This window comes from Streptomyces sp. NPDC044063, from assembly GCF_056434285.1.
This window is the reverse complement of record NZ_JBWKFM010000044.1, coordinates 15,034-39,637: the sequence shown is the minus strand read 5'-3', so window position 1 is coordinate 39,637 and position 24,604 is coordinate 15,034. Positions and strand designations below refer to the sequence as shown.

Annotated in this window: 18 protein-coding genes and 1 pseudogene; 13 read left to right on the top strand and 6 right to left on the bottom strand. The window is 73.7% G+C overall.

Annotation, left to right across the window (positions count from 1 at the left end):
* Positions 1 to 132 precede the first annotated feature (132 nt).
* Both AC07BS_RS33165 and AC07BS_RS33160 read right to left on the bottom strand, forming a co-directional pair.
* Complete coding sequence (locus tag AC07BS_RS33165) at positions 133 to 906, bottom strand: SDR family NAD(P)-dependent oxidoreductase (RefSeq protein WP_478647018.1); 774 nt, start codon at positions 904 to 906, stop codon at positions 133 to 135.
* Positions 903 to 1,667: an MOSC domain-containing protein gene (locus tag AC07BS_RS33160; protein WP_478935346.1), complete on the bottom strand. Its 765-nt coding sequence runs from the start codon at positions 1,665 to 1,667 to the stop codon at positions 903 to 905. Before AC07BS_RS33160 ends, AC07BS_RS33165 begins: the two co-directional genes overlap by 4 nt.
* Before the next feature lie 143 nt (positions 1,668 to 1,810).
* On the opposite strand from AC07BS_RS33160, the gene AC07BS_RS33155 reads away from it, so the two are divergent.
* The gene (locus tag AC07BS_RS33155) at positions 1,811 to 2,722 is read left to right on the top strand and encodes a LysR family transcriptional regulator (protein ID WP_478935345.1); all 912 of its coding nucleotides are present in this window, start codon (positions 1,811 to 1,813) and stop codon (positions 2,720 to 2,722) included.
* Positions 2,723 to 2,889: 167 nt separating this feature from the next.
* Here AC07BS_RS33155 and AC07BS_RS33150 read toward each other — a convergent pair whose 3' ends face one another.
* Positions 2,890 to 3,216: a WhiB family transcriptional regulator gene (locus tag AC07BS_RS33150; protein ID WP_478935344.1), complete on the bottom strand. Its 327-nt coding sequence runs from the start codon at positions 3,214 to 3,216 to the stop codon at positions 2,890 to 2,892.
* 445 nt (positions 3,217 to 3,661) lie between these two features.
* Between AC07BS_RS33150 and AC07BS_RS33145 the strand changes: the two genes are divergently transcribed.
* From AC07BS_RS33145 to AC07BS_RS33125, 5 genes are all read left to right on the top strand, one after another.
* The gene (locus tag AC07BS_RS33145) at positions 3,662 to 4,273 is read left to right on the top strand and encodes a response regulator transcription factor (protein WP_003948568.1); all 612 of its coding nucleotides are present in this window, start codon (positions 3,662 to 3,664) and stop codon (positions 4,271 to 4,273) included.
* A gap of 462 nt (positions 4,274 to 4,735) precedes the next feature.
* Positions 4,736 to 5,338: a sigma-70 family RNA polymerase sigma factor gene (locus tag AC07BS_RS33140; RefSeq protein WP_478647011.1), complete on the top strand. Its 603-nt coding sequence runs from the start codon at positions 4,736 to 4,738 to the stop codon at positions 5,336 to 5,338.
* A gap of 152 nt (positions 5,339 to 5,490) precedes the next feature.
* Positions 5,491 to 6,993, top strand: a complete 1,503-nt coding sequence (guaB, locus tag AC07BS_RS33135; protein ID WP_478935343.1) for an IMP dehydrogenase — start codon at positions 5,491 to 5,493, stop codon at positions 6,991 to 6,993.
* A 118-nt stretch (positions 6,994 to 7,111) separates the two neighbouring features.
* Positions 7,112 to 8,239, top strand: coding sequence for a GuaB3 family IMP dehydrogenase-related protein (locus tag AC07BS_RS33130; RefSeq protein WP_168093463.1), 1,128 nt, complete (start codon positions 7,112 to 7,114; stop codon positions 8,237 to 8,239).
* Between the two features lie 110 nt (positions 8,240 to 8,349).
* On the top strand, positions 8,350 to 9,450 hold the full coding sequence (locus AC07BS_RS33125; RefSeq protein WP_478647006.1) for a rod shape-determining protein: 1,101 nt from the start codon (positions 8,350 to 8,352) through the stop codon (positions 9,448 to 9,450).
* A gap of 31 nt (positions 9,451 to 9,481) precedes the next feature.
* On the opposite strand, the gene AC07BS_RS33120 is transcribed toward AC07BS_RS33125, so the two are convergent.
* Positions 9,482 to 10,753, bottom strand: coding sequence for a nucleotide sugar dehydrogenase (locus AC07BS_RS33120; protein WP_478647005.1), 1,272 nt, complete (start codon positions 10,751 to 10,753; stop codon positions 9,482 to 9,484).
* 336 nt (positions 10,754 to 11,089) lie between these two features.
* Here AC07BS_RS33120 and AC07BS_RS33115 point away from each other — a divergent pair, with 336 nt between their 5' ends.
* Positions 11,090 to 12,796 carry a glycerol-3-phosphate dehydrogenase/oxidase gene (locus AC07BS_RS33115; RefSeq protein ID WP_478647004.1) on the top strand — a complete coding sequence of 569 codons (1,707 nt, stop codon included), beginning with the start codon at positions 11,090 to 11,092 and terminating at the stop codon, positions 12,794 to 12,796.
* A 28-nt stretch (positions 12,797 to 12,824) separates the two neighbouring features.
* Here AC07BS_RS33115 and AC07BS_RS33110 read toward each other — a convergent pair whose 3' ends face one another.
* Positions 12,825 to 14,138, bottom strand: a complete 1,314-nt coding sequence (locus AC07BS_RS33110; RefSeq protein WP_478935342.1) for a serine hydrolase domain-containing protein — start codon at positions 14,136 to 14,138, stop codon at positions 12,825 to 12,827.
* Between the two features lie 114 nt (positions 14,139 to 14,252).
* Between AC07BS_RS33110 and AC07BS_RS33105 the strand changes: the two are divergent.
* Together AC07BS_RS33105 and AC07BS_RS33100 are read left to right on the top strand one after the other, a co-directional pair.
* Positions 14,253 to 15,590: pseudogene (locus AC07BS_RS33105) on the top strand (serine/threonine-protein kinase); the annotation flags it as partial.
* 346 nt (positions 15,591 to 15,936) lie between these two features.
* On the top strand, positions 15,937 to 18,447 hold the full coding sequence (locus AC07BS_RS33100) for a protein kinase (RefSeq protein ID WP_478935341.1): 2,511 nt from the start codon (positions 15,937 to 15,939) through the stop codon (positions 18,445 to 18,447).
* Between the two features lie 46 nt (positions 18,448 to 18,493).
* Here AC07BS_RS33100 and AC07BS_RS33095 read toward each other — a convergent pair whose 3' ends face one another.
* Positions 18,494 to 20,098 (bottom strand): class I adenylate-forming enzyme family protein, encoded by a 1,605-nt coding sequence (locus AC07BS_RS33095; RefSeq protein WP_478935340.1) that lies wholly within the window; start codon positions 20,096 to 20,098, stop codon positions 18,494 to 18,496.
* Between the two features lie 159 nt (positions 20,099 to 20,257).
* Between AC07BS_RS33095 and AC07BS_RS33090 the strand changes: the two genes are divergently transcribed.
* The 4 genes from AC07BS_RS33090 to AC07BS_RS33075 all read left to right on the top strand — a co-directional run bounded on the left by AC07BS_RS33090 (position 20,258) and on the right by AC07BS_RS33075 (position 24,566).
* Positions 20,258 to 21,481 (top strand): amidohydrolase family protein, encoded by a 1,224-nt coding sequence (locus AC07BS_RS33090; protein WP_478647000.1) that lies wholly within the window; start codon positions 20,258 to 20,260, stop codon positions 21,479 to 21,481.
* A gap of 3 nt (positions 21,482 to 21,484) precedes the next feature.
* Positions 21,485 to 22,654 (top strand): acyl-CoA dehydrogenase, encoded by a 1,170-nt coding sequence (locus AC07BS_RS33085; RefSeq protein ID WP_478935339.1) that lies wholly within the window; start codon positions 21,485 to 21,487, stop codon positions 22,652 to 22,654.
* Between the two features lie 8 nt (positions 22,655 to 22,662).
* Entirely contained in the window at positions 22,663 to 23,676 is a 1,014-nt protein-coding gene (locus AC07BS_RS33080) for an acyl-CoA dehydrogenase family protein (RefSeq protein ID WP_478935338.1), read from the top strand.
* Positions 23,677 to 24,089: 413 nt separating this feature from the next.
* Positions 24,090 to 24,566, top strand: coding sequence for an ATP-binding protein (locus tag AC07BS_RS33075; protein WP_478935337.1), 477 nt, complete (start codon positions 24,090 to 24,092; stop codon positions 24,564 to 24,566).
* Positions 24,567 to 24,604: the final 38 nt, after the last annotated feature.

The following is a 24,604-nucleotide window of genomic DNA, read 5'->3' as shown; positions in this document are numbered from 1 at the left end:
CCCCCCCCCCCCCCCCCCCCCCCCCCCCCCCCCCCCCCCCCCCCCCCCCCCCCCCCCCCCCCCCCCCCCCCCCCCCCCCCCCCCCCCCCCCCGCGGCCGTTTCCCGCGTGGGCCGCGCGGGCGGGCGCGGCGTCAGTTCGGCCCGTACCGGCGGCCGGTCGACGCGCCCGCGCGCGAGACGGCCCGGCGCGGGGCCAGCTTCATCAGGCCGGTCAGTGCCTTGTAGCGGGGGTCCGGGACGGACAGCGACTTGCCCCGCGCGAGGTCCTTCAGCGCGGCCTCGACCAGCTTGTCGGCGTCCAGCCACATCCAGCCGGGCACGTTGTCCACGCCCATGCCGGCCCGCTGGTGGAACTCGGTCCGTACGAAGCCGGGGCACAGCGCCATCAGCCGCACCCCGCTTCCCGCCAGATCCCGCGCGGCACCCTGGGTGAACTGCACCACCCACGCCTTGCTCGCCCCGTACGTACCGCGCGGCACGAACGCGGCGACCGACGCGACGTTGACCACGCCCCCGCGCCGGCGCTCGCGCATGCTCGCGGTCGCGGCCGAGGTCAGCCGCAGCACGGCCTCGCAGTGCACCTTGAGCATCATCAGCTCGTCGGCCATGGGGACCTCGAGATAGCGGCCCTTGTTCGCGAAGCCCGCGTTGTTGACCAGCAGGTCCACCGGGTTCCTGCGGTCGGTCAGGCGTGCCTCGACCGCCGCGATGCCCGCGTCCTCGGACAGGTCGGCGCGCAGCACCTCCGCCTCCACCCCGTGCCGGTCGTGGAGTTCGGTCGCCTGCTCGTTGAGCCGCTTCTCGTCGCGCGCCACGAGCACCAGGTTGTGTCCGTCGGCCGCCAGCCGGCGGGCGAAGGCCGCGCCGATGCCCGCAGTCGCCCCCGTGATCAGTGCAGTCGTCATACGGGAACGTTAGTGCTCGGCGCGGTGCCGTGGTTCCCTTCCGCGGTCTCCGGTCGCCCCTCCGTACCCTGCCCGGACGGTTCCCGACGCTCCTTGTACGTCAGCGCCTTCTGCCGCACCTTGGGGTCGAGCGCGTCGCCGGCGGCCAGGACGGCGGGCAGCAGCGACCGTTCGGTCGTCATGGCCCGGAAGACGAGGGAGACGGTCACGTCGTGGCCGGGCCGGTGGACGACCGCGACGGGGTCGCCCGCCCGGATCTCCCCGGGGCGCACGACCCGCAGGTACGCGCCCGGTGCCGCCTTCTCGGTGAACCGCCGGATCCAGCCGCTCTCACCCAGCCAGTCGGCGAACGTACGGCAGGGGATGCGCGGCGAGGCCACCTCCAGCACCAGATCCGTACCTATGCGCCAACGCTCCCCGATGCGCGCGCCGTTGACGTCGACTCCGCCCGTGGTGAGGTTCTCGCCGAACGAGCCGCCGGGCAGCGGCCGGCCCAGCGCGCGCTCCCAGTCGTCGAGGTCCTCGCGTGCGAACGCGTACACCGCCTGGTGGTCGCCTCCGTGGTGGCGCAGGTCGACGACGGTGTCACCGGCGACGCCGCCGCCCGCCACGCCCTTCGGGCCGGGGGCCGCCACGGCGACCGGGCCGTCGACCGGGCGCTTGTCGATGCCGGTGCGCAGCCCGCCGGTGAAGGCGCCACCGGGTGCCGAGCGGTCGTCGGAGGTGCGGTCGCGGCCGGTGTTCACGGAGATCAGGTGCATGGGGGAAGGGTAGGCGGGGCGCCTCGGGGCGGGCCCGGGCTTTTTCGCGGCGGACCGGTCACGTCCCGAAGGGGGACCCCGGCCGTCTCAAAGTGCCGTGGCGGTATTTCTCGGTCGCCCCAAGTCGGGCTTATGCTCGAAGCATGATCGAGGCACGTCATCTCCGGGTGCTGCGCGCGGTGGCCGGCACCGGTTCGTTCTCGGCCGCGGCGCGCGAGCTGGGGTGCACCCAGCCCGCGGTCAGCCAGCAGATGAAGGCCCTGGAACAGTCGGCGGGTACGCCCCTGCTGATCCGTACAGGCCGGGAGATGCGGCTGACCGAGGCGGGCGCCGCCCTGGTCCGGCACGCCACCGGCATCCTGGCCGGGCTGACGGCGGCGGAGGAGGAGATCGCGGCGATCGCGGGGCTGCGGGCCGGCCGGGTGCGGCTCGTCTCCTTCCCCAGCGGCAGCTCGACGCTGGTGCCGACCGCGCTGGCGGAGATGCGCGCCGCCCACCCGGGCACACAGGTGTCGCTGGTGGAGGCGGAGCCGCCGCGTTCGGTGGAGATGCTGCGCGAGGGCGACTGCGAGATCGCCCTGGCCTTCCGCTACCCCGAGGTGCGCGGCGCCGATCCGGCCGCCGGCGCGGAGTGGGACGACCTGGTCGTACGGCCGCTGCTGACCGACCGCCTCATCGGCGTGCTGCCGGAGGGGCACCGGCTCGCCGGGGCGGAGCGGATCGCGATAGCGGAGCTGGAGGGGGAGCCGTGGATCGCGGGCTGCCCGCGCTGCCGGCGGCATCTGGTCGAGGTGTGCGAGTCCGCGGGGTTCACGCCGCGCATCGACTTCGCGACGGACGACTACCCGGCGGTCTTCGGCCTCGTCGGCGCGGGGCTCGGCGTGGCCGTGATGCCCGAGCTGGCGCTGGAGTCGGTGCGGCCCAAGGGGGCGCGGATCGTGCCGGTCGAGCCCGTGGTGCAGCGCGAGATCGTGGCGCTCACCCTGCCGGACCTGGCGCGGGTGCCGGCGGTCGGGGCCATGCTGGACCGGCTCGCGGAGGCGGCGGGCCGGTGACACGTCCGGCCCGACGTGGTCGGCCCGAGGCGGTTCGGCCCGAGGTGGTCGGTACGACGTGGCGGCTGACATGGTCGGCCGGCGCGGCCTCGCGGGATCGGATGGCTGCGGGATCGGATGGCTACTGAAACGTTTCTTCGGAGGGGTGTGGTGCGGGATCAGGGCGCTCAGGCCGTCATCGCGCCCGCGCCCGCGCCGCTCGCCGAGATGGACCGGTGCCGCGCACGCCCCATGAGCTCCTCGCGCTCGTCCTCCGTGAGGCCGCCCCACACGCCGTAGGGCTCCCGCACCGCCAGCGCGTGCGCCGCGCACTCGGCGCGTACCGGGCAGCGCATGCACACCTCTTTCGCGGAGGTCTCCCGGGCGCTGCGCGCGGCGCCCCGTTCCCCCTCGGGATGGAAGAAGAGCGAGCTGTCGACCCCGCGGCATGCCGCCAGGAGCTGCCAGTCCCACAGGTCGGCGTTGGGGCCGGGAAGGCGGGAGAAATCTGCCATTGCTTGTCCCCTCGAAGCGATCTGTCGAAGCGATCCGTGGTGTGACCTTGACGAGTGACCTGGTCGAAGCGATCTGATGCAGTGCCCTGTGCCGTTCATCTGCTGTGTGAGCAGATGAAAATATGACTCATTGCGAATCTAGCCACAGACGGCAGCAAATGGGAAGAAAAACAGGTCCGAGTGGGCAAATGGGGCATAGCTTGGCCCCAGGGCAGGGCGCCCCCCGTGCGCCCTGCTCCGTGTCCGCGCCCTCACGTAGAGTGCCGAACACGACCGACCGAGACCGTAACTCTTTCGGGTGACCGTCGTTGAGAGTGCGGAGACGGTTGACGCGTGAAGCAGTCGGGCGGGTGGCAGGTGCCCGGGCGTCGTCAACCGCACAGGTGACGATCAGTACCAGCCTCTGGAGGCTCAAGGTGACGCGCATCAGCTGCGGAGGGCGGCCATGACATCCGTCCTCGTCTGCGACGACTCCCCGCTTGCCCGAGAAGCGCTCCGTCGCGCCGTGGCGACCGTGCCCGGCGTCGAGCGCGTGACGACGGCGGCCAACGGCGAGGAAGTCCTCCGCCGCTGGGGCGCCGATCGTTCGGACCTCATTCTGATGGATGTACGCATGCCCGGCCTGGGCGGTGTGGAGACCGTGCGCCGGCTGCTCTCCGCCGACCCCGGCGCCCGGATCATCATGCTCACGGTGGCCGAGGACCTGGACGGCGTCGCCCTCGCGGTCGCCGCCGGGGCGCGCGGCTACCTCCACAAGGACGCCTCGCGCGCCGAGCTGCGCGCCACGGTGACCCAGGCCCTGGCCGACCCGACCTGGCGGCTCGCCCCCCGCCGGCTGCGCTCGGCCGAGATGGGCGCCGCGCCCACGCTCACCGCGCGGGAGATCCAGGTGCTGGAGGGCATGAGTCACGGCCGCTCCAACGCCGAGATCGGCCGGGAGCTCTTCCTCTCCGAGGACACCGTCAAGACCCACGCCCGGAGGCTCTTCAAGAAGCTGGGCGCCTCGGACCGTGCGCACGCGGTGGCGCTCGGCTTCCGCTGGGGTCTGGTCCGCTAGGAGGGCCGTGGCGCGGGGCGCCGTGCGGTCGCGGTACGCGTCACTCGGACAGGTGGTGCGCACCGCGGCCCCGTGTCGCGGGGTGCGCCCCCGCGGGCCCCGGCGGCCCTGGTCGCGGGTGCGCGGCCGGGCGGCCGCCGGCGCGCGATCACCCCTGCGATCGCCCCGGTGACGGGCGTCCGACTCCGAAAGCCCGAGGGATGCCGCATGCTTGGAGTGTGACTCCTCCCCGGCGGAGGCCGAGGTTTCTCACTCGGCCGGACGAGACCTCATGACGGACAGGCCCTGCCCGGTGCCGCGCGGCACGGGCACAAGCTATCGGTGGAGTCGTGGGCGCGGGGCGGGTATACCCGGAAGGGGGCGACGCGAGACGTGAGTGCGAGGACACCGACGCGTAACGGTTCGACGCACAACTATGAAGGCGATGCCGTGGATGGCTTGACGCCAAGGCACCATGGACCGATGCGCGACGACGAGACCCCGGAGCCCCCCGCGGCCGCAGGTCCGGGGGAGATCGGCGCCCTCGTCAGCCGCGCGGTCGAGGGCGACCGCCGGGCCACTCACGACCTGCTCGCCCTGGTGCACCCGCTCGCCCTGCGCTACTGCCGCACCCGGCTGTCGCGGCTCCCGGGCGACGCCCGGCACTTCGTGGACGACCTCGCCCAGGAGGTCTGCCTCGCGGTGCTGTGCGCCCTGCCGCGCTACCGCGACACCGGGCGCCCCTTCGAGGCCTTCGTCGTGGCCATCGCCGCGCACAAGGTCGCCGACCTCCAGCGCGCCGCCATGCGGCACCCGGGCAGCACGGCCGTGCCCTCCGACGAGATGCCCGAGCAGCCCGACGACTCGCTCGGCCCCGAGGAACGGGCGCTGCTCAGCAGCGACGCCGAGTGGGCCAAGAAGCTGCTCGCCAACCTCCCGGAGAACCAGCGCGAGCTGGTCCTGCTCCGGGTCGCGGTCGGGCTGACGGCGGAGGAGACCGGGCAGATGCTGGGGATGTCCCCGGGTGCCGTCCGGGTCGCCCAGCACCGCGCGCTCAGCAGGCTCCGCGCGCTCGCGGAGCAGTGAGGGAGCGGCGAAAACGGCCGCGAGAAGCCCGCGCGGGCGGAAATCGTAGGAATCTCCAAGTGATGCGGGACTCAGTCGTCGTGGAATGGGACACGCGTGACGGCCGTTAGCATGGGAGTCCTCGCTGGGGCAAGACCATTTGGGAAGGTGTCATGACGGACAACGCCGACGGAATGCCCGGGAAATTCGCGATGCTCGGTCTGACATACGACGACGTCCTGCTGCTGCCGGGCGCCTCGGAGGTCCTGCCGAACGCGGTGGACACCAGCTCCCGGGTCTCGCGGAACGTACGGGTCAACATCCCGCTGCTGTCCGCCGCCATGGACAAGGTCACCGAGGCGCGGATGGCCATCGCCATGGCCCGCCAGGGCGGCGCGGGCGTGCTGCACCGCAACCTGTCCATCGAGGACCAGGCCAACCAGGTCGACCTCGTCAAGCGCTCCGAGTCCGGCATGGTCTCGGACCCGATCACGGTCCGCCCGGACGCCACGCTGGCCGAGGCGGACGCCCTGTGCGCCAAGTTCCGGATCAGCGGCGTGCCGGTCACCGACCCGGCGGGCAAGCTGCTGGGCATCGTCACCAACCGTGACATGGCCTTCGAGATGGACCGCAGCCGCGCGGTCCGCGAGGTCATGACCCCGATGCCGCTGGTCACGGGCAAGGTGGGCATCTCCGGCGACGACGCCATCGAGCTGCTGCGCCGCCACAAGATCGAGAAGCTGCCGCTGGTGGACGACGCCGGTGTGCTCAAGGGCCTCATCACGGTCAAGGACTTCGTCAAGGCCGAGAAGTACCCGAACGCCGCCAAGGACTCCGAGGGCCGCCTGGTCGTCGGTGCCGCGGTCGGCGTCGGCGGCGAGGCCTTCGAGCGGGCCCAGGCGCTGGTCGAGGCCGGTGCCGACTTCCTCGTCGTGGACAGCGCCCACGGCCACAGCCGCGGCATCCTCGACATGATCGCCAAGATCAAGTCCAACATCAGCGTCGACGTCGTCGGCGGCAACGTCGCCACCCGCGACGGCGCCCAGGCGCTGATCGACGCCGGCGTGGACGGCGTCAAGGTCGGCGTCGGCCCCGGCTCGATCTGCACCACCCGTGTGGTCGCCGGCATCGGCGTCCCGCAGGTCACCGCCATCTACGAGGCCGCCCAGGCCTGCCACGCCGCGGGCGTCCCGCTGATCGGCGACGGCGGCCTGCAGTACTCGGGCGACATCGCCAAGGCGATCGCGGCCGGTGCCGACACGGTGATGCTCGGCTCGCTGCTCGCGGGCTGCGAGGAGTCGCCGGGCGAGATGGTCTTCATCAACGGCAAGCAGTTCAAGTCCTACCGCGGCATGGGCTCGCTGGGCGCCATGCAGTCCCGCGGCCAGGCGCGGTCCTTCTCCAAGGACCGTTACTTCCAGGACAACGTCCTCTCCGAGGACAAGCTGGTCCCCGAGGGCATCGAGGGCCAGGTCCCCTACCGCGGCCCGCTGGCCTCGGTGGCCCACCAGCTCATCGGCGGCCTGCGCGCCTCCATGGGCTACGTCGGCTCGGCGGACATCCAGGAGCTCAAGGACAAGGGCCGCTTCGTGCGGATCACGTCCGCGGGCCTCAAGGAGAGCCACCCGCACGACATCCAGATGACGGTTGAAGCCCCGAACTACTCCCGCCGGTAGTAGTAGGAGCTTCGCACAGCGCCCCCGGAGCCCGCAGCCGCCAGGCCGCGGGCTCCGCCGCGTCGGGGATACTGGTATGCGGCAGACGGAGCGCCAAGGAAAGTGAAAGGCCACAGACGTGACTGAGATCGAGATCGGGCGCGGCAAGCGCGGCCGGAGGGCGTACGCGTTCGACGACATCGCTGTCGTCCCGAGTCGCCGTACCCGCGACCCCAAGGAGGTCTCGATCGCCTGGCAGATCGATGCCTACCGCTTCGAGCTGCCGTTCCTGGCCGCCCCCATGGACTCGGTCGTCTCGCCCGAGACCGCGATCCGCATCGGTGAGCTGGGCGGCCTCGGCGTGCTGAACCTCGAGGGTCTGTGGACCCGCTACGAGGACCCGGAGCCGCTGCTCGCCGAGATCGCCGAGCTGGACGAGACCGCCGCGACCAAGCGTCTCCAGGAGATCTACGCCGAGCCGATCAAGGAAGAGCTGATCGGGCAGCGCATCAAGGAGGTCCGCGACTCCGGTGTCGTGACCGCCGCCGCGCTCTCCCCGCAGCGCACCGCGCAGTTCTCCAAGGCCGTCGTCGACGCCGGTGTGGACATCTTCGTCATCCGCGGCACGACGGTCTCCGCCGAGCACGTCTCCGGCGCCGCCGAGCCGCTGAACCTGAAGCAGTTCATCTACGAGCTCGACGTCCCGGTGATCGTCGGCGGCTGCGCCACGTACACCGCCGCCCTGCACCTGATGCGCACGGGCGCGGCCGGTGTCCTCGTCGGCTTCGGCGGCGGCGCCGCGCACACCACCCGTAACGTCCTGGGCATCCAGGTCCCGATGGCCACCGCCGTGGCCGACGTGGCCGCCGCCCGCCGGGACTACATGGACGAGTCCGGCGGCCGCTACGTCCACGTCATCGCCGACGGCGGCGTGGGCTGGTCGGGCGACCTGCCGAAGGCCATCGCCTGCGGTGCCGACGCCGTGATGATGGGCTCCCCGCTCGCCCGCGCCACCGACGCGCCGGGCCGGGGCTTCCACTGGGGCATGGAGGCCGTCCACGAGGACGTGCCGCGCGGCAAGCGCATGAACCTGGGCACGGTCGGCTCCACCGAGGAGATCCTCACCGGTCCCTCGCACACCCCGGACGGTTCGATGAACATGTTCGGCGCCCTGCGTCGTGCCATGGCCACCACCGGCTACAGCGACCTCAAGGAGTTCCAGCGCGTCGAGGTGACGGTCGCTCCGTCGCAGCACGACAAGCGCTGAGCCCCGGTCGACAGGGCCCGGACCTCCACGGAGGTCCGGGCCCTTCGCCATGTCCGGACCCCGCCGTCAGCTCCGCATAAAGATTCGATCGTAGGGAATACTGGCGACTTATGGCGCAAAGCAAGTCGTTCAGCGGCAGGGACATGGGCATCGACCTCGGCACCGCGAACACGCTGGTGTACGTACGGGGGAAGGGAGTGGTGCTCAACGAACCCTCGGTCGTCGCCGTCAACGCCGAGGACGGCAGCGTGCTCTCGGTCGGTTCGGAGGCCAAGGAGACCATCGGCCGCACCCCTTCCAACATCGTGGCCATCCGCCCGCTGCGGGACGGCGTCATAGCCGACTTCGAGGTCGCCGAGCGGATGCTCCGGCACTTCATCAAGAAGGTGATGGGCAACCGCTTCCTCTCGCGCCCGCGCGTCGTGGTGTGCGTGCCGTCCGGCATCACCGGCGTCGAGCGACGGGCCGTCATCGAGGCCGCTTCGCGGGCCGGCGCCCGGCAGGTGCACCTGGTCGAGGAGCCGATGGCGGCGGCGATCGGCGCGGGCCTGCCGGTCAGCGAGCCCACCGGCTGCATGGTCGTCGACATCGGCGGCGGCACCACCGAGGTGGCCGTGATCTCCCTGGGCGGCATCGTCACCGCGCGCTCGGTGCGGACGGCCGGCGACGCGATGGACACGGCGATCATGTCGTACATCAAGAAGGAGTACGCCCTCGCGATCGGCGAGCGGACGGCCGAAGAGATCAAGATGACCATCGGCTCGGCCTCGCCCGTCGCCTACCAGGGCGTCGTCGAGGAGACCGCGGCGGACTCCGAGGTGACCCAGGGCCTGCGCCCCGGCGACCGGCTGACCGTGCGCGGCCGCGACCAGGTCAGCGGACTGCCCAAGACGCTGGAGCTGACGGCCGACGAGATCCGGCACGCGCTGACCGAGCCGGTGGACGCGATCGTCATGGCGGTGCGCCAGACCCTCGACGAGACCCCGCCGGAGCTGTCCGGCGACATCATGGACCGGGGCATCGTCCTCACCGGCGGCGGCGCGCTGCTGCGCGGCCTGGACGTCCGGCTGAGCCGGGAGCTGGACATCCCGGTGATCGTCGCCGACGACCCCCTCGACTGCGTGGCGGTCGGCACCGGCCGCTGCGTGGAGAACTTCTCCGCGCTGCGCACGGTTCTGGACGCGCAGCCGCGCATGCTGGGACGTCTGTAGGCGCTCGCGGACGGTCGGGTGGGTGAACGGGTCAGAGCCGGTGGGCCGCGCCGGCCGGGCTCGCCCCTCGGGTGTCCAGCAGGAGCTGGGCCTTGACCGTGAGCCCCTGGAGGTCGTACGAGCTGTGGTGCTGGAGAAGCACCGTCAGGTCGGCGGCCGCGGCGGCCTCCTGGGGGCAGTCGGCGCGGGGCACCGGCTTGCCCAGCACGCGCCACTGCGCCACGTGGGGGTCGTGGTAGCTGAGCTGGGCGCCCATCTCCATCAGCCGGGAGGCGATCTCCCGGGCGGGTGAGCCCTCCTGGTCGCCGACGTCGGCCTTGTAGCCGACGCCCAGGAGCAGGACGCGGGCGCCGCGGGCCGATTTGCCGTGCTCGTTGAGCAGCGTGGCGCAGCGCTGGATGACGTAGCGCGGCATGCGGCCGTTGACCTCCTGCGCCAGCTCCACCATGCGCAGCGGATAGCCGAGGCTGCGGCCCTTGTAGGAGATGTAGTTGGGGTCGATGGGCACGCCGTGGCCGCCGACGCCCGGTCCGGGGCGGAAGGCCTGGAAGCCGAACGGCTTGGTCTCGGCGCAGCGGACGACGTCCCACAGGTCGACGCCGATGTCGTGGCAGAAGACCGCCATCTCGTTGGCCAGCGCGATGTTGACGTGCCGGTAGTTGGTCTCCAGCACCTTGACGGCCTCGGCCTCCCGGGGGCCGCGGGCGCGGACGACGCGCTCGCAGACGCGTCCGTAGAAGGCGGCGGCCGCCTCCGTGCAGGCCGGGGTGAGGCCGCCGATGACCTTGGGGGTGTTGGCGAAGCCGTAGTGGCGGTTGCCGGGGTCGAGGCGGCTGGGCGAGTAGGCGAGGTGGAAGTCCCGCCCGGCGCGCAGCCCGGAGCCGGCCTCCAGGATGGGGCGCAGGTGGTCCTCGGTGGTGCCGGGGTGGACGGCCGATTCCAGGAGCACGGTCATGCGCGGGCGCAGCCGGGCCGCGAGGGCGTGGGCCGCCTCGTCGAGGGCGCTCAGGTCCAGTGCGCGGTCGTCGCCGAGCCGGGTGGGGGAGCAGAGCACGGCCGTGCGCACCTTGCCGAGCTCGGCGTCCTCGGTCGTGGGGCGGAAGCCGGCGGAGAGCATGCGGCGGATACCGGCGGCGGTCAGGGACCTGTCGTAGACCTCGGCGGGGACGCGGCCGGCCCGGAGTTCGGCGACGGTGCGGGGGTCGGTGTCGTAGCCGACGGTGGCGATGCCGGCGGCGGTGGCGGCCTGGGCGAGGGGCAGGCCGAGGAAGCCGAGACCGATGACGGCGAGATCTGCGGGCATGGGGGGATGCGGTCCTTCCCGGAGGGGATTACCGGCGGGTTTCCGGCGGGGTAGGCCGTTACATCAGGTTAGGCGGATATATGACTGTTCTCCGGTATTGCGGCGGGAGAGTCGGTGCCGTGCCGCCTCGGTGACGGCGGGGGCGTGGGAGGGGGCGCGGAGGCGCTCGGAGGGTGGCGCCCCGGATTCGGCGCGGCCCGTGCGCCGGATCTGGGGCAGCATCGAAGGAGGACGGGTGTCCGCCCGGCGCGCCGGGGGCGCGACGGGAGGCGCGCGGCAGCGGCAGTGCACGGGTCACCGGCAACGACGGCCAGAGCGGTCAGGCGGGAGGCAATGGTGAGGACGGCGACACTCGGTCCGGCCGAGCGCGGCGAGGCGCTCGCCCGGATGGCGGATCGGGAACTGGACATCCTGGTGGTCGGTGCCGGAGTCGTCGGCGCCGGCACCGCGCTGGACGCGGCCACGCGCGGGCTCGTCACCGGCCTCGTCGAGGCGCGGGACTGGGCCGCGGGCACCTCCAGCCGTTCCAGCAAGCTCATCCACGGCGGTCTGCGCTATCTGGAGATGCTGGACTTCGCCCTGGTCCGCGAGGCGCTCAAGGAACGCGGCCTGCTGCTGCAACGGCTGGCGCCGCACCTGGTGAAGCCCGTGCCGTTCCTCTACCCCCTCCAGCACCGGGGCTGGGAGCGGTTCTACGCCGGGGCGGGCGTGGCCCTCTACGACGCGATGTCCCTCTCCTCCGGGCACGGCCGCGGCCTGCCCGCGCACCGTCACCTCACCCGCCACAAGGCCCTGCGCGTCGCGCCCTGCCTGCGCAAGGACGCGCTGGTCGGCGCCCTCCAGTACTACGACGCTCAGATGGACGACGCGCGCTACGTGACCACCCTCGTGCGCACCGCCGCCGCGTACGGCGCCGACGTCGCCAACCGGGCGCGGGTCACGGGCTTCCTGCGCGAGGGCGAGCGCGTGGTCGGGGCGCGGGTGCGGGACCTGGAGCAGGGCGGCGAGTTCGAGGTGCGGGCCCGTCAGGTCGTCAACGCGACCGGCGTGTGGACGGACGACACCCAGCAGCTCATCGCCGAGCGCGGGCAGTTCCACGTCCGGGCCTCCAAGGGCATCCACCTGGTCGTGCCCAAGGACCGCATCCACTCCACCACCGGGCTGATCCTGCGGACCGAGAAGAGCGTGCTCTTCGTGATCCCCTGGGGCCGGCACTGGATCATCGGCACCACGGACACCGACTGGGACCTGGACAAGGCCCACCCGGCTGCCTCCAGCGCCGACATCGACTATCTCCTCGAACACGTGAACTCCGTGCTGGCGGTGCCCCTGACGCGTGACGACGTGCAGGGCGTCTACGCCGGGCTGCGCCCGCTGCTGGCCGGCGAGTCGGACGCCACCAGCAAGCTCTCGCGCGAGCACACCGTGGCGCACCCGGTGCCGGGCCTGGTGGTCGTGGCGGGCGGCAAGTACACGACGTACCGGGTGATGGCGAAGGACGCCGTGGACGAGGCGGTGCACGGCCTCGCCCAGCGGGTGGCGGACTGCGTCACGGAGGACGTGCCGCTGGTGGGCGCCGAGGGCTACCGCGCGCTGTGGAACGGCCGCGCCCAGCTGGCCCGGCGCACGGGCCTGCACGTGGCCCGCGTCGAGCACCTGCTCAACCGCTACGGCTCGATGGTGGACGAGGTGCTCTCCTACGTCCTGGCCGACCCGGCGCTGGGCGAACCGCTGGCCTGGGCCGACGACTACCTCCGGGCCGAGGTCGTCTACGCCGCCTCGCACGAGGGGGCGCGCCACCTGGACGACGTCCTCACCCGGCGGACCCGGATCTCGATCGAGACCTTCGACCGGGGGACGCGCAGCGCGCGGGAGGTCGCCGAGCTCATCGCGCCCGTGCTGGGCTGGGACGCGGCGCAGGTCGACAAGGAGGTCGAGCACTACGAGAAGCGCGTGGAGGCGGAGCGCGAGTCGCAGCTCCAGCCCGACGACCTGACGGCGGACGCGGCCCGGCTGGGCGCCCCGGAGATCCAGCCGATCTGAGGGGTCGTGGTGCGTCGTACGCGGCCGGTCAGCCCTTCCCGCTCCCGTCCGGCTTCTCGTGCCCCTCCGGCTTCTCGTGCTGCTCTGGTTTCTCGTGCCCGTCCGGCTGCTCGTGCCCGTCCGGGCAGAAGGCCGCGCGCAGCAGCCGGGCCTCGGCCGCGCGCGGGGCGGGCGCGTCGCTGTTGAGGCGGTAGCTGACCACGCGCCGGCCGTCGGGCGTGGCCAGCGTCTGCACGTAGGAGCCGCTGATCTCGCCGTTGTGGCCCCACACCGTCAGGCGGCACGGCAGCCGGACGGGGAACACGCCCAGGCCGTACCGGCCGCCGGACGCGCTGGTGTCCAGCATCTCCGCGCGCTGGGCCGGGGGCAGCAGCCGCCCGGAGAGCAGAGCGGCGAAGAGGTGGTTGAGGTCGGGCAGTGTGGAGACCAGCTCGCCGGCCGCGCCCGCGGCGGACGGGTTGAGGTCCGTGACGTCGGCGAGGGGACCGATGACGGTGATGGCGGCCGGGGCGAGGGCGGGAGCGGGGGTCGTGGGTCCGGGGGCCGTGGGTCCGGGAGTCGTGGGTCCGGGGGCTGACGGGCCGTACGCGCGGCTGTACGCCCTGCCGTGCGGTGCCGGGAGCGTGGACCGGACGCCCGGGAAGCTGGTGCCCGTCAGGCCCAGGGGGACGATGACGCGCCGCCGGGCCTCCGCGGCGTACGGGTGGCCGGTGACCTGACGGATGACCATGCCGAGCAGGAGGTAGCCGGTGTTGGAGTAGCGGTAGCGGGCTCCGGGCGGCGCGTACGGCCGGTGGGCGAGGGCCGTGCCCAGCAGCGCCTCGGCGGTGTGGGACTCGTAGCGGTGGGCGGCGAAGCCGGGGCCGAAGAAGCGCCGGGAGAAGTCGCGGTCGTCGGTGTAGGAGAAGAGGCCGCTGGTGTGCCCCAGTAGTTGGCGGACCGTGACCGGGCGGTCGTGCGGGCCGCCTCGGAGGGCCGCGGCGGCCGGTGCCGGCAGGTGGTCGGCGGCGGGATCGTCCAGCCCGAGCCGGTGTTCGGCCACCAGCTGGAGGACGACGGTGGCGACGACCGTCTTGGTGATGCTGCCGGCGCGGAAGCGGTCCGAGGGGCGGATGGGGCGTCCGGTACGGACGTCCGCGACGCCCGCCGTAGCGAACCGGACCGTCCCGTGAGCGTCTTGTGACAGCTCTGCCGCGCCGGGAACCGTACGCTCCGAAACCAGGTCCTCTACAGGGGAGCGGGTGACGACGCCACTGCCTCCCGACGTCACCGAAACCGCCACGGCGCAGGTCAGCGCGGCCATGGTCGCCGTGAGGCGCGGGAAGGCGGCACGCGTCGGCATGCGCTCATCATCCATGGCCTCTCGGACCCTGGCCTTCCGCCGGTCCGTGGATGAGGGACAATGGTCGCTCTGCCAGGGTCGGTTGGTCGCAGAGCTGATTGCCAGAGGGGACGCATGTCGGAGGCGGAGCAGACGCAGGGGACGGCAGGGCGCCTCCTTGCCGGGCGATACCGCCTCGGGGACGTCCTCGGGCGCGGTGGCATGGGCACGGTCTGGCGTGCGACGGACGAGACGCTGGGCCGCGTGGTCGCGGTGAAGGAGCTGCGCTTCCCGGCCAACATCGACGAGGACGAGAAGCGCCGTCTCATCACGCGCACGCTGCGCGAGGCGAAGGCCATCGCCCGTATCCGCAGCGCCGGTGCCGTCACGGTCTACGACGTCGTCCACGAGGACGACCGCCCGTGGATCGTCATGGAGCTCATCGAGGGCCGCTCCCTCGCCGACGTCATCCGCGAGGACGGGCCACTCAAATGGCGCAGAGCCGCCGAGGTCGGTCTCGCCGTCCTCGACGTGCTGCGCGCCGCGCACCGCGAGGGCATCCTGCACCGCGACGTGAAGCCGTCCAACGTCCTCATCGCGGACGACGGCCGCGTCGTCCTCACGGACTTCGGCATCGCGCAGGTCGAGGGCGATCCGTCGGTCACCTCCACGGGCATGCTCGTCGGCGCCCCCTCGTACATATCCCCCGAACGGGCCCGTGGTCAGAAGCCCGGTCCGCCGGCCGACCTGTGGTCCCTGGGCGGTCTGCTCTACGCCGCCGTGGAGGGCGTCCCGCCCTACGACAAGGGGTCGGCCATAGCGACCCTCACGGCCGTCATGACCGAGCCCCTCGGGCCGCCGCGCAACGCCGGCCCGCTGGCCGAGGTGATGTACGGGCTGCTCGCCAAGGACCCGCAGAAGCGGCTCGACGAGGCCGGCGCGCGGGCCCTGATGACCGACGCCGTCAACGCCCCGGACGAGCGCCTTCCGCAGCCGCCCGAGCCGGCGACGCCGGATCTGGACGCCACCCAGGCGATCGCCGTGCCGGTCATACCGGAGAAGCCCTCCCCGTCGGCGCGGTCGTCGTTCAGCGCGTCGTCCTCAAGGTCCTCGGCGGCCCCGTCGTCCGGCCGGTCGTCCTCGTCGCTCTCCGCCCGGGGCCCGCGCGCGGGTGACGCGGCCACGGAGCGGACGCGCGGCGCCTTCCGCCCGCTGCGGGACGACACCCCCGCGAGCTCCTCCGTCACGGCCGAGCCGGAGGGCGCGGGACAGCCCGTGCGCCTGCGGGTGGGCAGTGTGGCCGCCAGTGCGCGCGGCGCCCGGGGCGGCAGGGTCACCACCTACGGCCGCCCGTCCGTCACCGACATCGTGCCGCGCCGCGTCCTGCTCGCGGCCGTGGTCGTCGTCGTGCTGGCCGTCATCGGCACCGTGCTCGCCCTCACCCTGAGCGGCGACGACAAGGGCGACGACGGCAAGGGCCGCTCGACCACCCCGCACAAGAAGGCCTCGGTCTCCGTCGTGGTGCCCGTGACCCCCGTGGCGCACGCCGTTCCGCACGCCTTTCCGCGCGCGAACTAAGCCCGGGGTCACCGCGAGCCGGACCGGCACCCGCCGGGAGCCGGCGGCCGAGGCATACCCGTCGCCGGGCCGGGGGACGTACTGAGCCGTACGGGCCCGAAGGGGCGGGTTCGGCACGTATCGTGAATCCTCGGGGACCGTACGCAGCCGCAATAAGCAGCGGAACGACCGGCTTTGACGGTCTTTCGGGGCATGGTGGTGGATCGCACGTTTGCGTGGATCGCGCGATTGGGGAGGCGTCGTGGACGACTATGCGGGCCGGGTGCTCGCCGACCGCTACCGTCTGCCGTTGCCACCGTCCGAGGCGTTCGAGCTCGCCGAGACCCGGGCCTTCGACACCTTCAGCGGCCAGGAGGTGCTGGTCCGGCAGATCCCGCTGCCGGAGGTCGCCGGCGCCGGGGCCGCCGGCGGCGCGGAGCGGCCCGGCGCGCGGCGGGCCGGCGACGACCCGTCGGTGAGCCGCGCGCTGGCGGCCGCGACCGCCGCCGCGCAGATCCCCGACCACCCGAGGCTCGACCAGGTCTTCCACGTCTTCGCCGAGGCGGGCAGCCTCTGGATCGTCAGCGAACTCGTCTCCGCCCGCCCGCTCGCCGCGCTCCTCGCCGAGCGCACGCTCTCGCCGCACCGCGCGGCCGAGGTGGCCGCCGACGTCCTGGCCGCGCTGCGCGCCCTCCACGCCCAGGGCTGGACCCACCGCAACATCACCGCGCGCACGGTCCTCATCTGCGACGACGGCCGCGCCATCCTCACCGGCCTGGCCGCCGGCGCGGCCGAGGAAGCCCTGTGCGGCTACGACCCCGTCCCCAGGCCGCGGGCGGGGCAGCGCCCGCCGTACGCCACGGGGCCGGGCGGGCCGTCCGGCGGCCCGGGCGTCGGCCCGGGCGTCGGCGGTGCCGCCGGGCAGCGCGCGGTGCCGCGTCAGGGCGGACCGGCCGGTGCGGGGCGCGGACCGGGTGGCGGACCGGGTGGTGGTGCCGCCGGTCGGGCGGCCGGTGGGGTGCCGCCACAGGGCGGGCCCGGCCAACGGGGCCCGGGAGCGGCGGGTGGCACCTTCGGTGCCGGCGGTGCCGCCGGTGTCCCCGGGAGCGAGCCCGGTGAGCCCCGCGCGCGGGCCGTGCGTTCCGGCGCCATCGCCGCCTACCACGCGGCCGCCCGTGCCGCCGCGCGCGCGGCGGCCGGGAACGGCGCCACCCCACCCACCGGGGCGTCCACCTGGGGTGGCGGCAGCGCCGCCAGCGGCCGGGCGCCCGCGCCCGGTCCCGGTACCCCCCGGCCATGGACCGCGGACGCCCTGGTGCGGGGCGCGGCGACCCCGGAACGCGCTGGAGCTTCCGCCGGGGCGGGGGCTCCCGCCGGTGCCGGGACCCCGGCCGCCGGGGCGGGGGCGCCGCCCGCTGCGGCCCCTGCCGCCCCCGCCGCGGCTTCCGTCCGTCCTCAGGGAGAGACCGGTCCCCTCGGTGCCCTCGACGCCGAGCGGGCCCGGCAGGCTCGGATGGTCGTCGTCGGGGCCGTCACCGAGCGCTGGGCGCCCGAGCAGGCCTGGCCCGTCAAGGAGAACTGGCAGCTCGCGCCCCCCGTCGGGCCCGCCGCCGACCTGTGGGCGCTCGGTGCCCTGCTGTTCCGCGTCGTGCAGGGCCACGCGCCGTTCCCCGAGGAGAGCACCGCCGAGCTCGTCCAGGTCGTCTGCGCGGAACCGCCCGCCTACGCCGAGGAGTGCGGCGCCCTGCGCCCCGTGGTCGAGTCGCTGATGCGCAAGGAACCGGGGGAGCGCCCGGAGTTCGAGGAGCTGCGCGGCTGGCTCCGCTCGCTGATCCGCTCGGCCCCGGAGCCGGACATCGGCAGCCGTACGGTCACCGTGCCGCCGCTCGGCCCGGCCGCCCCCGCCGACCTCCGCCGGCTGCCGGCGGTCCGGCGGCGCGGCGAGGTGGCCCGCCGTCGCGGGCGCGCCCCCGGTGCCGAGCCGGCGCCGGGCCACGGCCGGCACAAGCGCACGGCCGCCGCCGGGCGGGGCGCCCCCACCACGAGCCACCTCCAGGGGCAGTACGCGGCGGCCGCGCCGTCCCCGCACCGCCTGGGCCGGCTGCTGCTGGGCGCCATCCTGCTCGCCCTGATCGGGGCGGTGCTCTACGCCCTGCTGTTCATGCCTCGCGCCGAGGAGAACGCGGGCGGGGCCCCGGCGGCCGACCGTACCGGCACCACCGGCGCGCTGAGCGCCGCCGGCGACGGCCCCGGGACCGTCGGCCGGACGGCCGCCGCGACCGGCACCCAGGACGACCACGTGGACGGGGGCGGCAGCCTCGCCAAGGACGTCGCCCCACGCAAGGACCCCAAGGGGTTCACGGTGGCCGTCGCCGAGGACTGGCAGCGCCGCGGCGAGAACGAACGCGGCCAGATCGTCTACGTCGGCGGCGACTACGAGCTGGTCGTGGTGCCCGGGCGGGACAAGGTCGCGGAGTTCGGCGGCGACCCGATGGCCTACCAGCAGGACAAGGAGCCCGAGCTCGCGCCGTACCGCTCCTCGTCCTGGTCCGGCTCCTCCGGCCTGCGCCGGGGCGACGTCGGCGGCACCGCGACCGCCGAGGGGGCCTTCAACTGGAACGACGGCAGTGGCCGCCAGGTCTACGTCCGCAACGCTGCCATGATCATCGACGGGCGCTACCACCTGGTGCAGGTCCGGGGGCCCATGGACGAACAGCGCTCGGTGGACACCTTCTTCGAGCGGGCCCGCGACACGTACCGCCCGCCGAGCTGAGCGGGAGGCCCGGGGACGCCCCGGGCGGGCCGCCGCCGGCGCGCGGTCAGTGGGAGAACCGTTCGCGCAGCTCCTGCTTGCGCACCTTGCGCAGGGTGCCGTCGCGCGGCAGCTCGGCCATGAGCTCCAGCTGCTCGGGGAGCTTGTGCACCGCCAGACCGGCCTCCCGCAGATGGGCGGCCACCTCGGCCAGGGTCGGCTCCGCCACCCCCGGGGCCCGCTGGACGACCGCGCAGACGCGTTCCCCGCGCTCGGCGTCGGGCAGGCCGACGACGGCCACGTCCGCCACCGCCGGGTGGCTCAGGAGCAGCTGCTCGACCTCCTGCGCCGAGACGTTCTCGCCCTTGCGGATGATGATGTCCTTGGCGCGCCCGGTGAGCACCAGGTAGCCGTCCTCGGTGAGGTGCCCGAGGTCGCCGGTGCGGAGCCTGCCGTCAGCGTCGAAGGCCTCGGCGGTGCGCGCCGGGTCGAGGTACCCCCGGCACACGGCCTCGCCCCGCAGCCGGATCTCCCCGTCGGTCCCGGGCGGCACCGACCGGCCGTCGGGGCCGGTGACGCTGATCTCCATGCCGGCGGCCGGCCGTCCCTCCGTGCCGGCCAGCCGGTCCGGCGGGTCGCCCGGGGAGCCCATGGTGATCATCGGCGCCTCCGTCATGCCGTAGCCGTGGGCGAGGACGCAGCCCAGCTCGCGCAGCACCTGGTCGTGGAGTTCCGGCGGCCGGGGCGCACCGCCGCCCGCCATCAGCCGGAGGGTGGGGATCAGCCGGCGCCCGGGATTCCGGCGCTGCTCGCCGAGGAACATCGTGTAGAAGGCGGTGGACCCGCCGGCCACCGTCACACCATGGCGCCGGTACGCGCCGAGCGAGCCCGGCAGCGAGAAGTGCTCGACCAGGAGGGCGGGGCAGCCCACGATCAGCGCGGCCACGGTGTAGTCGGGCCCGGCCACGTGCGCGTAGGGGAAGGCCATCGAGCCGACGTCGCGGGAGGTGAGGCCGAGGGCGCCGGCCAGGCAGGCGCCGGAGGCGATGAGGCCGCGGTCGGTGTGCAGGGCACCCTTGGGCTCGGAGGTGGTGCCGGAGGTCCAGTGGACCCAGCGGACCTCGGTGCCGTCGGCGGGCGGTGGCGGCAGGGTCGCCGGGTCGGCCTCGGGCAGTGCGTCGTACGCCGTGAGCACCAGAGGGCGGACGTCCCCCGCCGCGGCGAGGCGGCGCGCCATCGCGGTGTGGTCGAAGCCGCGCCAGACCCCCGGGACCACGAAGAACTCCGCCCCGGTCGCCCGCAGGGCGTGACCGGCCTCCCGGTCGCGGCAGGCGGGGACGAGGGGGCTCTGCAGGGCGCCGAGCCGGGCCAGCGCGAAGGTGAGGACGACGGTCTCGACGCGCGTGGGCAGCTGCCAGATCACCCGGCTGCCCTGCCGCACCCCCAGGAGGTGGAGCCAGGCCGCGACCCGCTCGGCGCGGTCGCGCAGCCCGCCGAAGGTCAGGCTCCGGTCGGGCCCGGCACCCTGGAACCCGGGGGCCTCGGCGAGGGCGGGGCCGGGGTCGTCGGCCTGGATCAGGGCGACGGCGCGCGGGGTGCGGGCGGCGCGGTGCTCCAGTAGCTCCCACAGGGTGCGGGAGGCGGCCATTTCCCGATCGCTGCCGGACGGCATGGCGGACCTCCCGAGGGGCGCCGGATCACGGGACGCCGCTCGAACTGACGGGGCGTCATGTCGACCGGGAGCGTAGGGCGTCATGCCTTGCCGGTCCAGGGGGCGCGGTCTAGCCTCAGCAGAACTGACGGAGCGTCAGAGATCGGAGGGAGCCGGCCCATGGACCTGCCGCGCATCGTCAGCGTCGACGACCACGTCATCGAGCCCGCCCATCTCTTCGAGCGATGGCTGCCCGCCCGCCACCGCGACCGCGGGCCCAGGCCCCTCACCCACGGCATCGGCGAACTGCGCTACACCGGCGGTGCCTACCGCGTCACCATGGACCCCGACGGGCCGCCCACGGACTGGTGGATCTACGAGGACCTCCGCTTCCCGTACAAGCGCAACATCGCCGCCGTCGGCTTCGACCGCGACGACATGACCCTCGAGGGCATCACCCGCGCCGAGATGCGCCCCGGCTGCTGGGACCCCGTGGAGCGGCTGAAGGACATGGACCTCAACCACGTCGAGTCCTCCCTCTGCTTCCCGACCTTCCCCCGCTTCTGCGGCCAGACCTTCGCCGAGGCCCGCGACAAGGAGGTCGCCCTCGCCTGTGTCCGCGCCTACAACGACTGGATGGTCGAGGAGTGGTGCGGTGACAGCGGCGGGCGGCTCATCCCGCTGTGCATCGTCCCCCTCTGGGACGTGGACCTCGCCGTCGCCGAGGTACGGCGCAACGCGGCCCGCGGCGTCCGCGCCCTGACCTTCAGCGAACTGCCCACCCATCTGGGCCTGCCCAGCATCCACAGTGGTCACTGGGACCCGCTCTTCGCCGTCTGCCAGGACACCGGGACCGTCGTCGCCATGCACATCGGCTCGTCCTCGCAGATGCCGGCGGCCTCCCCCGACGCCCCGACCGCCGTCCAGGCGACCCTGTCCTTCAACAACGCCATGGCGTCGCTGTCCGACTACCTCTTCAGCGGCGTCCTCGTCCGCTTCCCCCGCCTCACCCTCGCCTACAGCGAGGGCCAGATGGGCTGGATCCCCTACCTCCTGGAACGGGCCGACGACGTCTGGCGGGAGCACCGTGCCTGGGGCGGTGTACGCGACCTCGTCCCCGAACCGCCCTCCACCTACTACTACCGGCAGGTCTACTGCTGCTTCTTCCGCGACCGGCACGGCATCGACTCCCTCGACGTCGTGGGCCGTGACAACGCCACCTTCGAGACCGACTACCCCCACGTCGACTCCACCTTCCCGCACACCCGCCAGGTCGCCCTCGACCATGTGCGCGGACTGGACGACGAGACCGTCCACAAAGTGATGCGCGGCAACGCCATCCGCATGCTCGGCCTGGACCCCGTCACGGGCCGCCACCCCGGCCACCGCACGCCGGGTGCGTGAGCGGTGGACCTCACCGACACCCCCGAGGAAGAGGGCTTCCGCGTCCGGCTGCGCGCCTGGCTGCGCGCGACGCTGCCCACCCTGCCCCCGCGCCCGTCCCCGGCCGACTGGCCCGCCCGGCGCGCCCACGACCGGGCCTGGCAGCGGGCGCTGTACGACGCCGGGTACGCGGGCCTGCACTGGCCCGCCGACGCGGGCGGCCGGGGCGCCACCCCGGTCCAGCACCTGATCTTCCTGGAGGAGACCGAGCGCGCCGGCGCGCCCTACGTGGGCGCCAACTTCGTGGGGCTGCTGCACGCCGGCCCCACCATCGCCGTCGAGGGCACCCCCGCCCAGCGGACCCGCTGGCTGCCGCCGATCCTGCGCGGCGACGAGATCTGGTGCCAGGGCTTCTCGGAACCCGAGGCCGGTTCCGACCTCGCCTCGCTGCGCACCCGGGCGGTCCGCGACGGGGACGCGTACATCGTCACCGGCGGCAAGACGTGGACCTCCCACGCCGAGGTCGCCGACTGGTGCGAACTGCTCGTCCGCACCGACCCGTCCGCCCCTGGCCACCGCGGGCTGTCCTGGCTCGCGATGCGCATGGACAGCCCGGGCGTCACCGTCCGCCCGCTGCGCACCCTCGCGGGATCCACGGAGTTCGCCGAGGTGTTCCTCGACGAGGTCCGCGTCCCGGCCGCCCAGCGCGTGGGCGCCGAGAACGACGGCTGGCGCGTCAGCATGGTCACCCTCTCCTTCGAGCGCGGCACCGCCTTCGCCGGGGAGGTCGTCGCCTGCCGCCGCACCCTGGCCCTGCTCGCCCGCGCAGCGCGGGAGAACGGCACCTGGGACGACGCCGTCCTGCGCCGCCGGCTCGGCCGGCTGAACGCCGAGTTCACCGCTCTGTGGCGGCTCGCCCAGTGGAACGCGAGCGAGGCCGCGCACGCGCTGCGCACCGGCGGCTCCGGAGTGCCGGGCGTGGGGGCCTCCGTCTTCAAACTGCGCTACTCCCACGCGCGCCAGGAGCTCTACGACGCGGCGGCCGAGGTGCTCGGGCCCCTGTCCCTGGACACCTCCCACACCTGGACCCTCGATCGGCTCTCGTCCCTCGCGTACACCATCGCCGCCGGGACCTCCCAGATCCAGCGGAACATCATCGCCGAGCGCGTCCTCGGTCTCCCCAAAGGGCGGTGACAGCGGTCATGGACTTCCGGCCGAGCGACGACCAACGGGCCCTGCGCGCGGGCATGCGCGCCCTCTTGGTGGCACGCTTCCCCCGCGAGGAGCTCCGCCGGGCCGCGGGGTCCGGGGGCGGGCCCGGACCGGCGCTGGACCGCGCCCTGTGGCGGGAGTTGGGGCGGACCGGGCTGTTCTCCCTGCGGCTCGCCGAGAAGGAAGGGGGCGCGGGACTCGGGCTGCCCGAGGCGGTGCTCGTCTTCGAGGAGGCGGGCCGGGCTCTGCTGCCCGGCCCCCTGGTCGCCACCCACCTCGCGGCCGGGCTGGTGGCCGGTGCCGCCGACGGCACCGCCGTGGTGACGGCGCTGGAGGAGTCCGGCGTCGTCGAGCACCTCGACTCCGCCGACGCCGTCCTGCTGCCGGGCGGCCCGACGGTCCGGGTGGCGCCCGCCGGCGAGGGGGACCCCGTCGTAGGGGCTGCCCGGCCCCTGCGGTCGGTGGACCCCACGACCCCGCTCCACCGGGTGCCGGAGGGCGAGGGGACGGCGGTGCCCCCCGGCGGCGGCGTGCTCCGTCTGCGCCTCGAAGCGGCCCTGCTGACGGCGGCTCAGCAACTGGGCAGCGCCTCCCGCACCCTGGAGTCGGCCGTCGCCCACGTCCGGAGCCGGTCCCAGTTCGGTCGGCCGATCGGTGCCTTCCAGGCGGTCCAGCACCTCTGCGCCGAGATGCTCGCACGTACGGAAATCGCACGCGGGAGCGTGTACGCCGCCGCGCTGACGGCTACACAAGGTGACGTGGCTGTGGCCAAACTGCTCGCGGATGAGGCCGCTGTCCGTAATGCCCGTGACTGTTTGCAACTACATGGGGGTGTGGGCTTCACCTGGGAGGCGGATGTCCATCTGTACCTGAAGCGGGCCTGGATCCGGCGGGCGCAGTGGTGGTCGGCGGCCGATGCCGAGGAGCGCCTGGCGGCCGGGCTCCTGGATGATCCGCGGCATCGCGCCGAAGAGGGGCCGGGTGGACGGAACGGTGCCGTGTGAGCGATGTGGGTGAATTACCCGCATCACACCCGATGAATGATCACTCTGTGTCGATATCGACTTGTGTTCTTCGTGTAACTCGTCACGGTATGGAGTCGGGCCGGCGCTCGGGTACGCTCCGTCAGGTGCGAGCGGTTCAAGGATTCAACAGCGCGGTACGGCCCGGAGCGGCGGTACCGGACGCGGGGGAGACTCCCGCTCGCCGCGTTCAAGGGCGCCGTGCGTGCCCCTGTTCGAGCCCCGGCGGCGCGCGTCGCACAGTATGCAGCACGCATACTCCTTTGCGCCGGAATATGCCCGAAGCGCTTGTTGGGGTAACTGTACGTCAACCATGCTGTCTCGCAGTTGGGTCACGTTCCGTGATCCCTTCGGGACGCGAGGCGTTGTGTCCGCCGGTTCGGATGGTGTGAGCGGTGCAGGTGCTTCAGGTGCAGATGGAGGTCGGGGCCGACCCCGCGGAAGTGGGGCGTGCTCGCAGGTGGGCGCGGTCCCGGCTGGCCGGCTCCGGCATAGGGGCGGACGAGCCGCTGGCCGAGACCCTGATCCTGCTGATCTCGGAGCTGGTCACCAACGCCGTGGTGCACACGGGGTGTCCCGCCGTGCTGAGGATGCTCCTTCCCGGGGCCGGCGGGCCCGCCGGGGTGGCTGTCGGCGCCGGCGGGACGGTCCGGGTCGAGGTGGCCGACATCAGTGCCCGCGCGCCCCGGCGGCGACGGGCGCTGGGCGACGAGACCGGCGGCAGGGGCCTGGAGTTGGTGGACGGCCTCGCCGATCGCTGGGGTTGGCACCGGGAGGGCGCGGGCAAGCGCATCTGGTGCGAGGTCGATCGCGGAGGGCCGTGCTGGGGCGGCGCTTTCGAGCCGCAACACGCCGCGACAAATCGGGCTTAGTCGACGAAGTCCAGACCAGGTGTTGACGTGAAGTGTTC

Excerpts from the sequence above, each read along its gene's own strand:
- AC07BS_RS33165 (WP_478647018.1), bottom strand. The coding sequence starts at position 906 with ATGACGACTGCACTGATCACGGGGGCGACTGCGGGCATCGGCGCGGCC.
- AC07BS_RS33160 (WP_478935346.1), bottom strand. The coding sequence starts at position 1,667 with ATGCACCTGATCTCCGTGAACACCGGCCGCGACCGCACCTCCGACGAC.
- AC07BS_RS33155 (WP_478935345.1), top strand. The coding sequence starts at position 1,811 with ATGATCGAGGCACGTCATCTCCGGGTGCTGCGCGCGGTGGCCGGCACC.
- AC07BS_RS33150 (WP_478935344.1), bottom strand. The coding sequence starts at position 3,216 with ATGGCAGATTTCTCCCGCCTTCCCGGCCCCAACGCCGACCTGTGGGAC.
- AC07BS_RS33145 (WP_003948568.1), top strand. The coding sequence starts at position 3,662 with ATGACATCCGTCCTCGTCTGCGACGACTCCCCGCTTGCCCGAGAAGCG.
- AC07BS_RS33140 (WP_478647011.1), top strand. The coding sequence starts at position 4,736 with ATGCGCGACGACGAGACCCCGGAGCCCCCCGCGGCCGCAGGTCCGGGG.
- guaB (WP_478935343.1), top strand. The coding sequence starts at position 5,491 with ATGACGGACAACGCCGACGGAATGCCCGGGAAATTCGCGATGCTCGGT.
- AC07BS_RS33125 (WP_478647006.1), top strand. The coding sequence starts at position 8,350 with ATGGCGCAAAGCAAGTCGTTCAGCGGCAGGGACATGGGCATCGACCTC.
- AC07BS_RS33120 (WP_478647005.1), bottom strand. The coding sequence starts at position 10,753 with ATGCCCGCAGATCTCGCCGTCATCGGTCTCGGCTTCCTCGGCCTGCCC.
- AC07BS_RS33110 (WP_478935342.1), bottom strand. The coding sequence starts at position 14,138 with ATGCCGACGCGTGCCGCCTTCCCGCGCCTCACGGCGACCATGGCCGCG.
- AC07BS_RS33095 (WP_478935340.1), bottom strand. The coding sequence starts at position 20,098 with ATGCCGTCCGGCAGCGATCGGGAAATGGCCGCCTCCCGCACCCTGTGG.
- AC07BS_RS33090 (WP_478647000.1), top strand. The coding sequence starts at position 20,258 with ATGGACCTGCCGCGCATCGTCAGCGTCGACGACCACGTCATCGAGCCC.
- AC07BS_RS33080 (WP_478935338.1), top strand. The coding sequence starts at position 22,663 with ATGGACTTCCGGCCGAGCGACGACCAACGGGCCCTGCGCGCGGGCATG.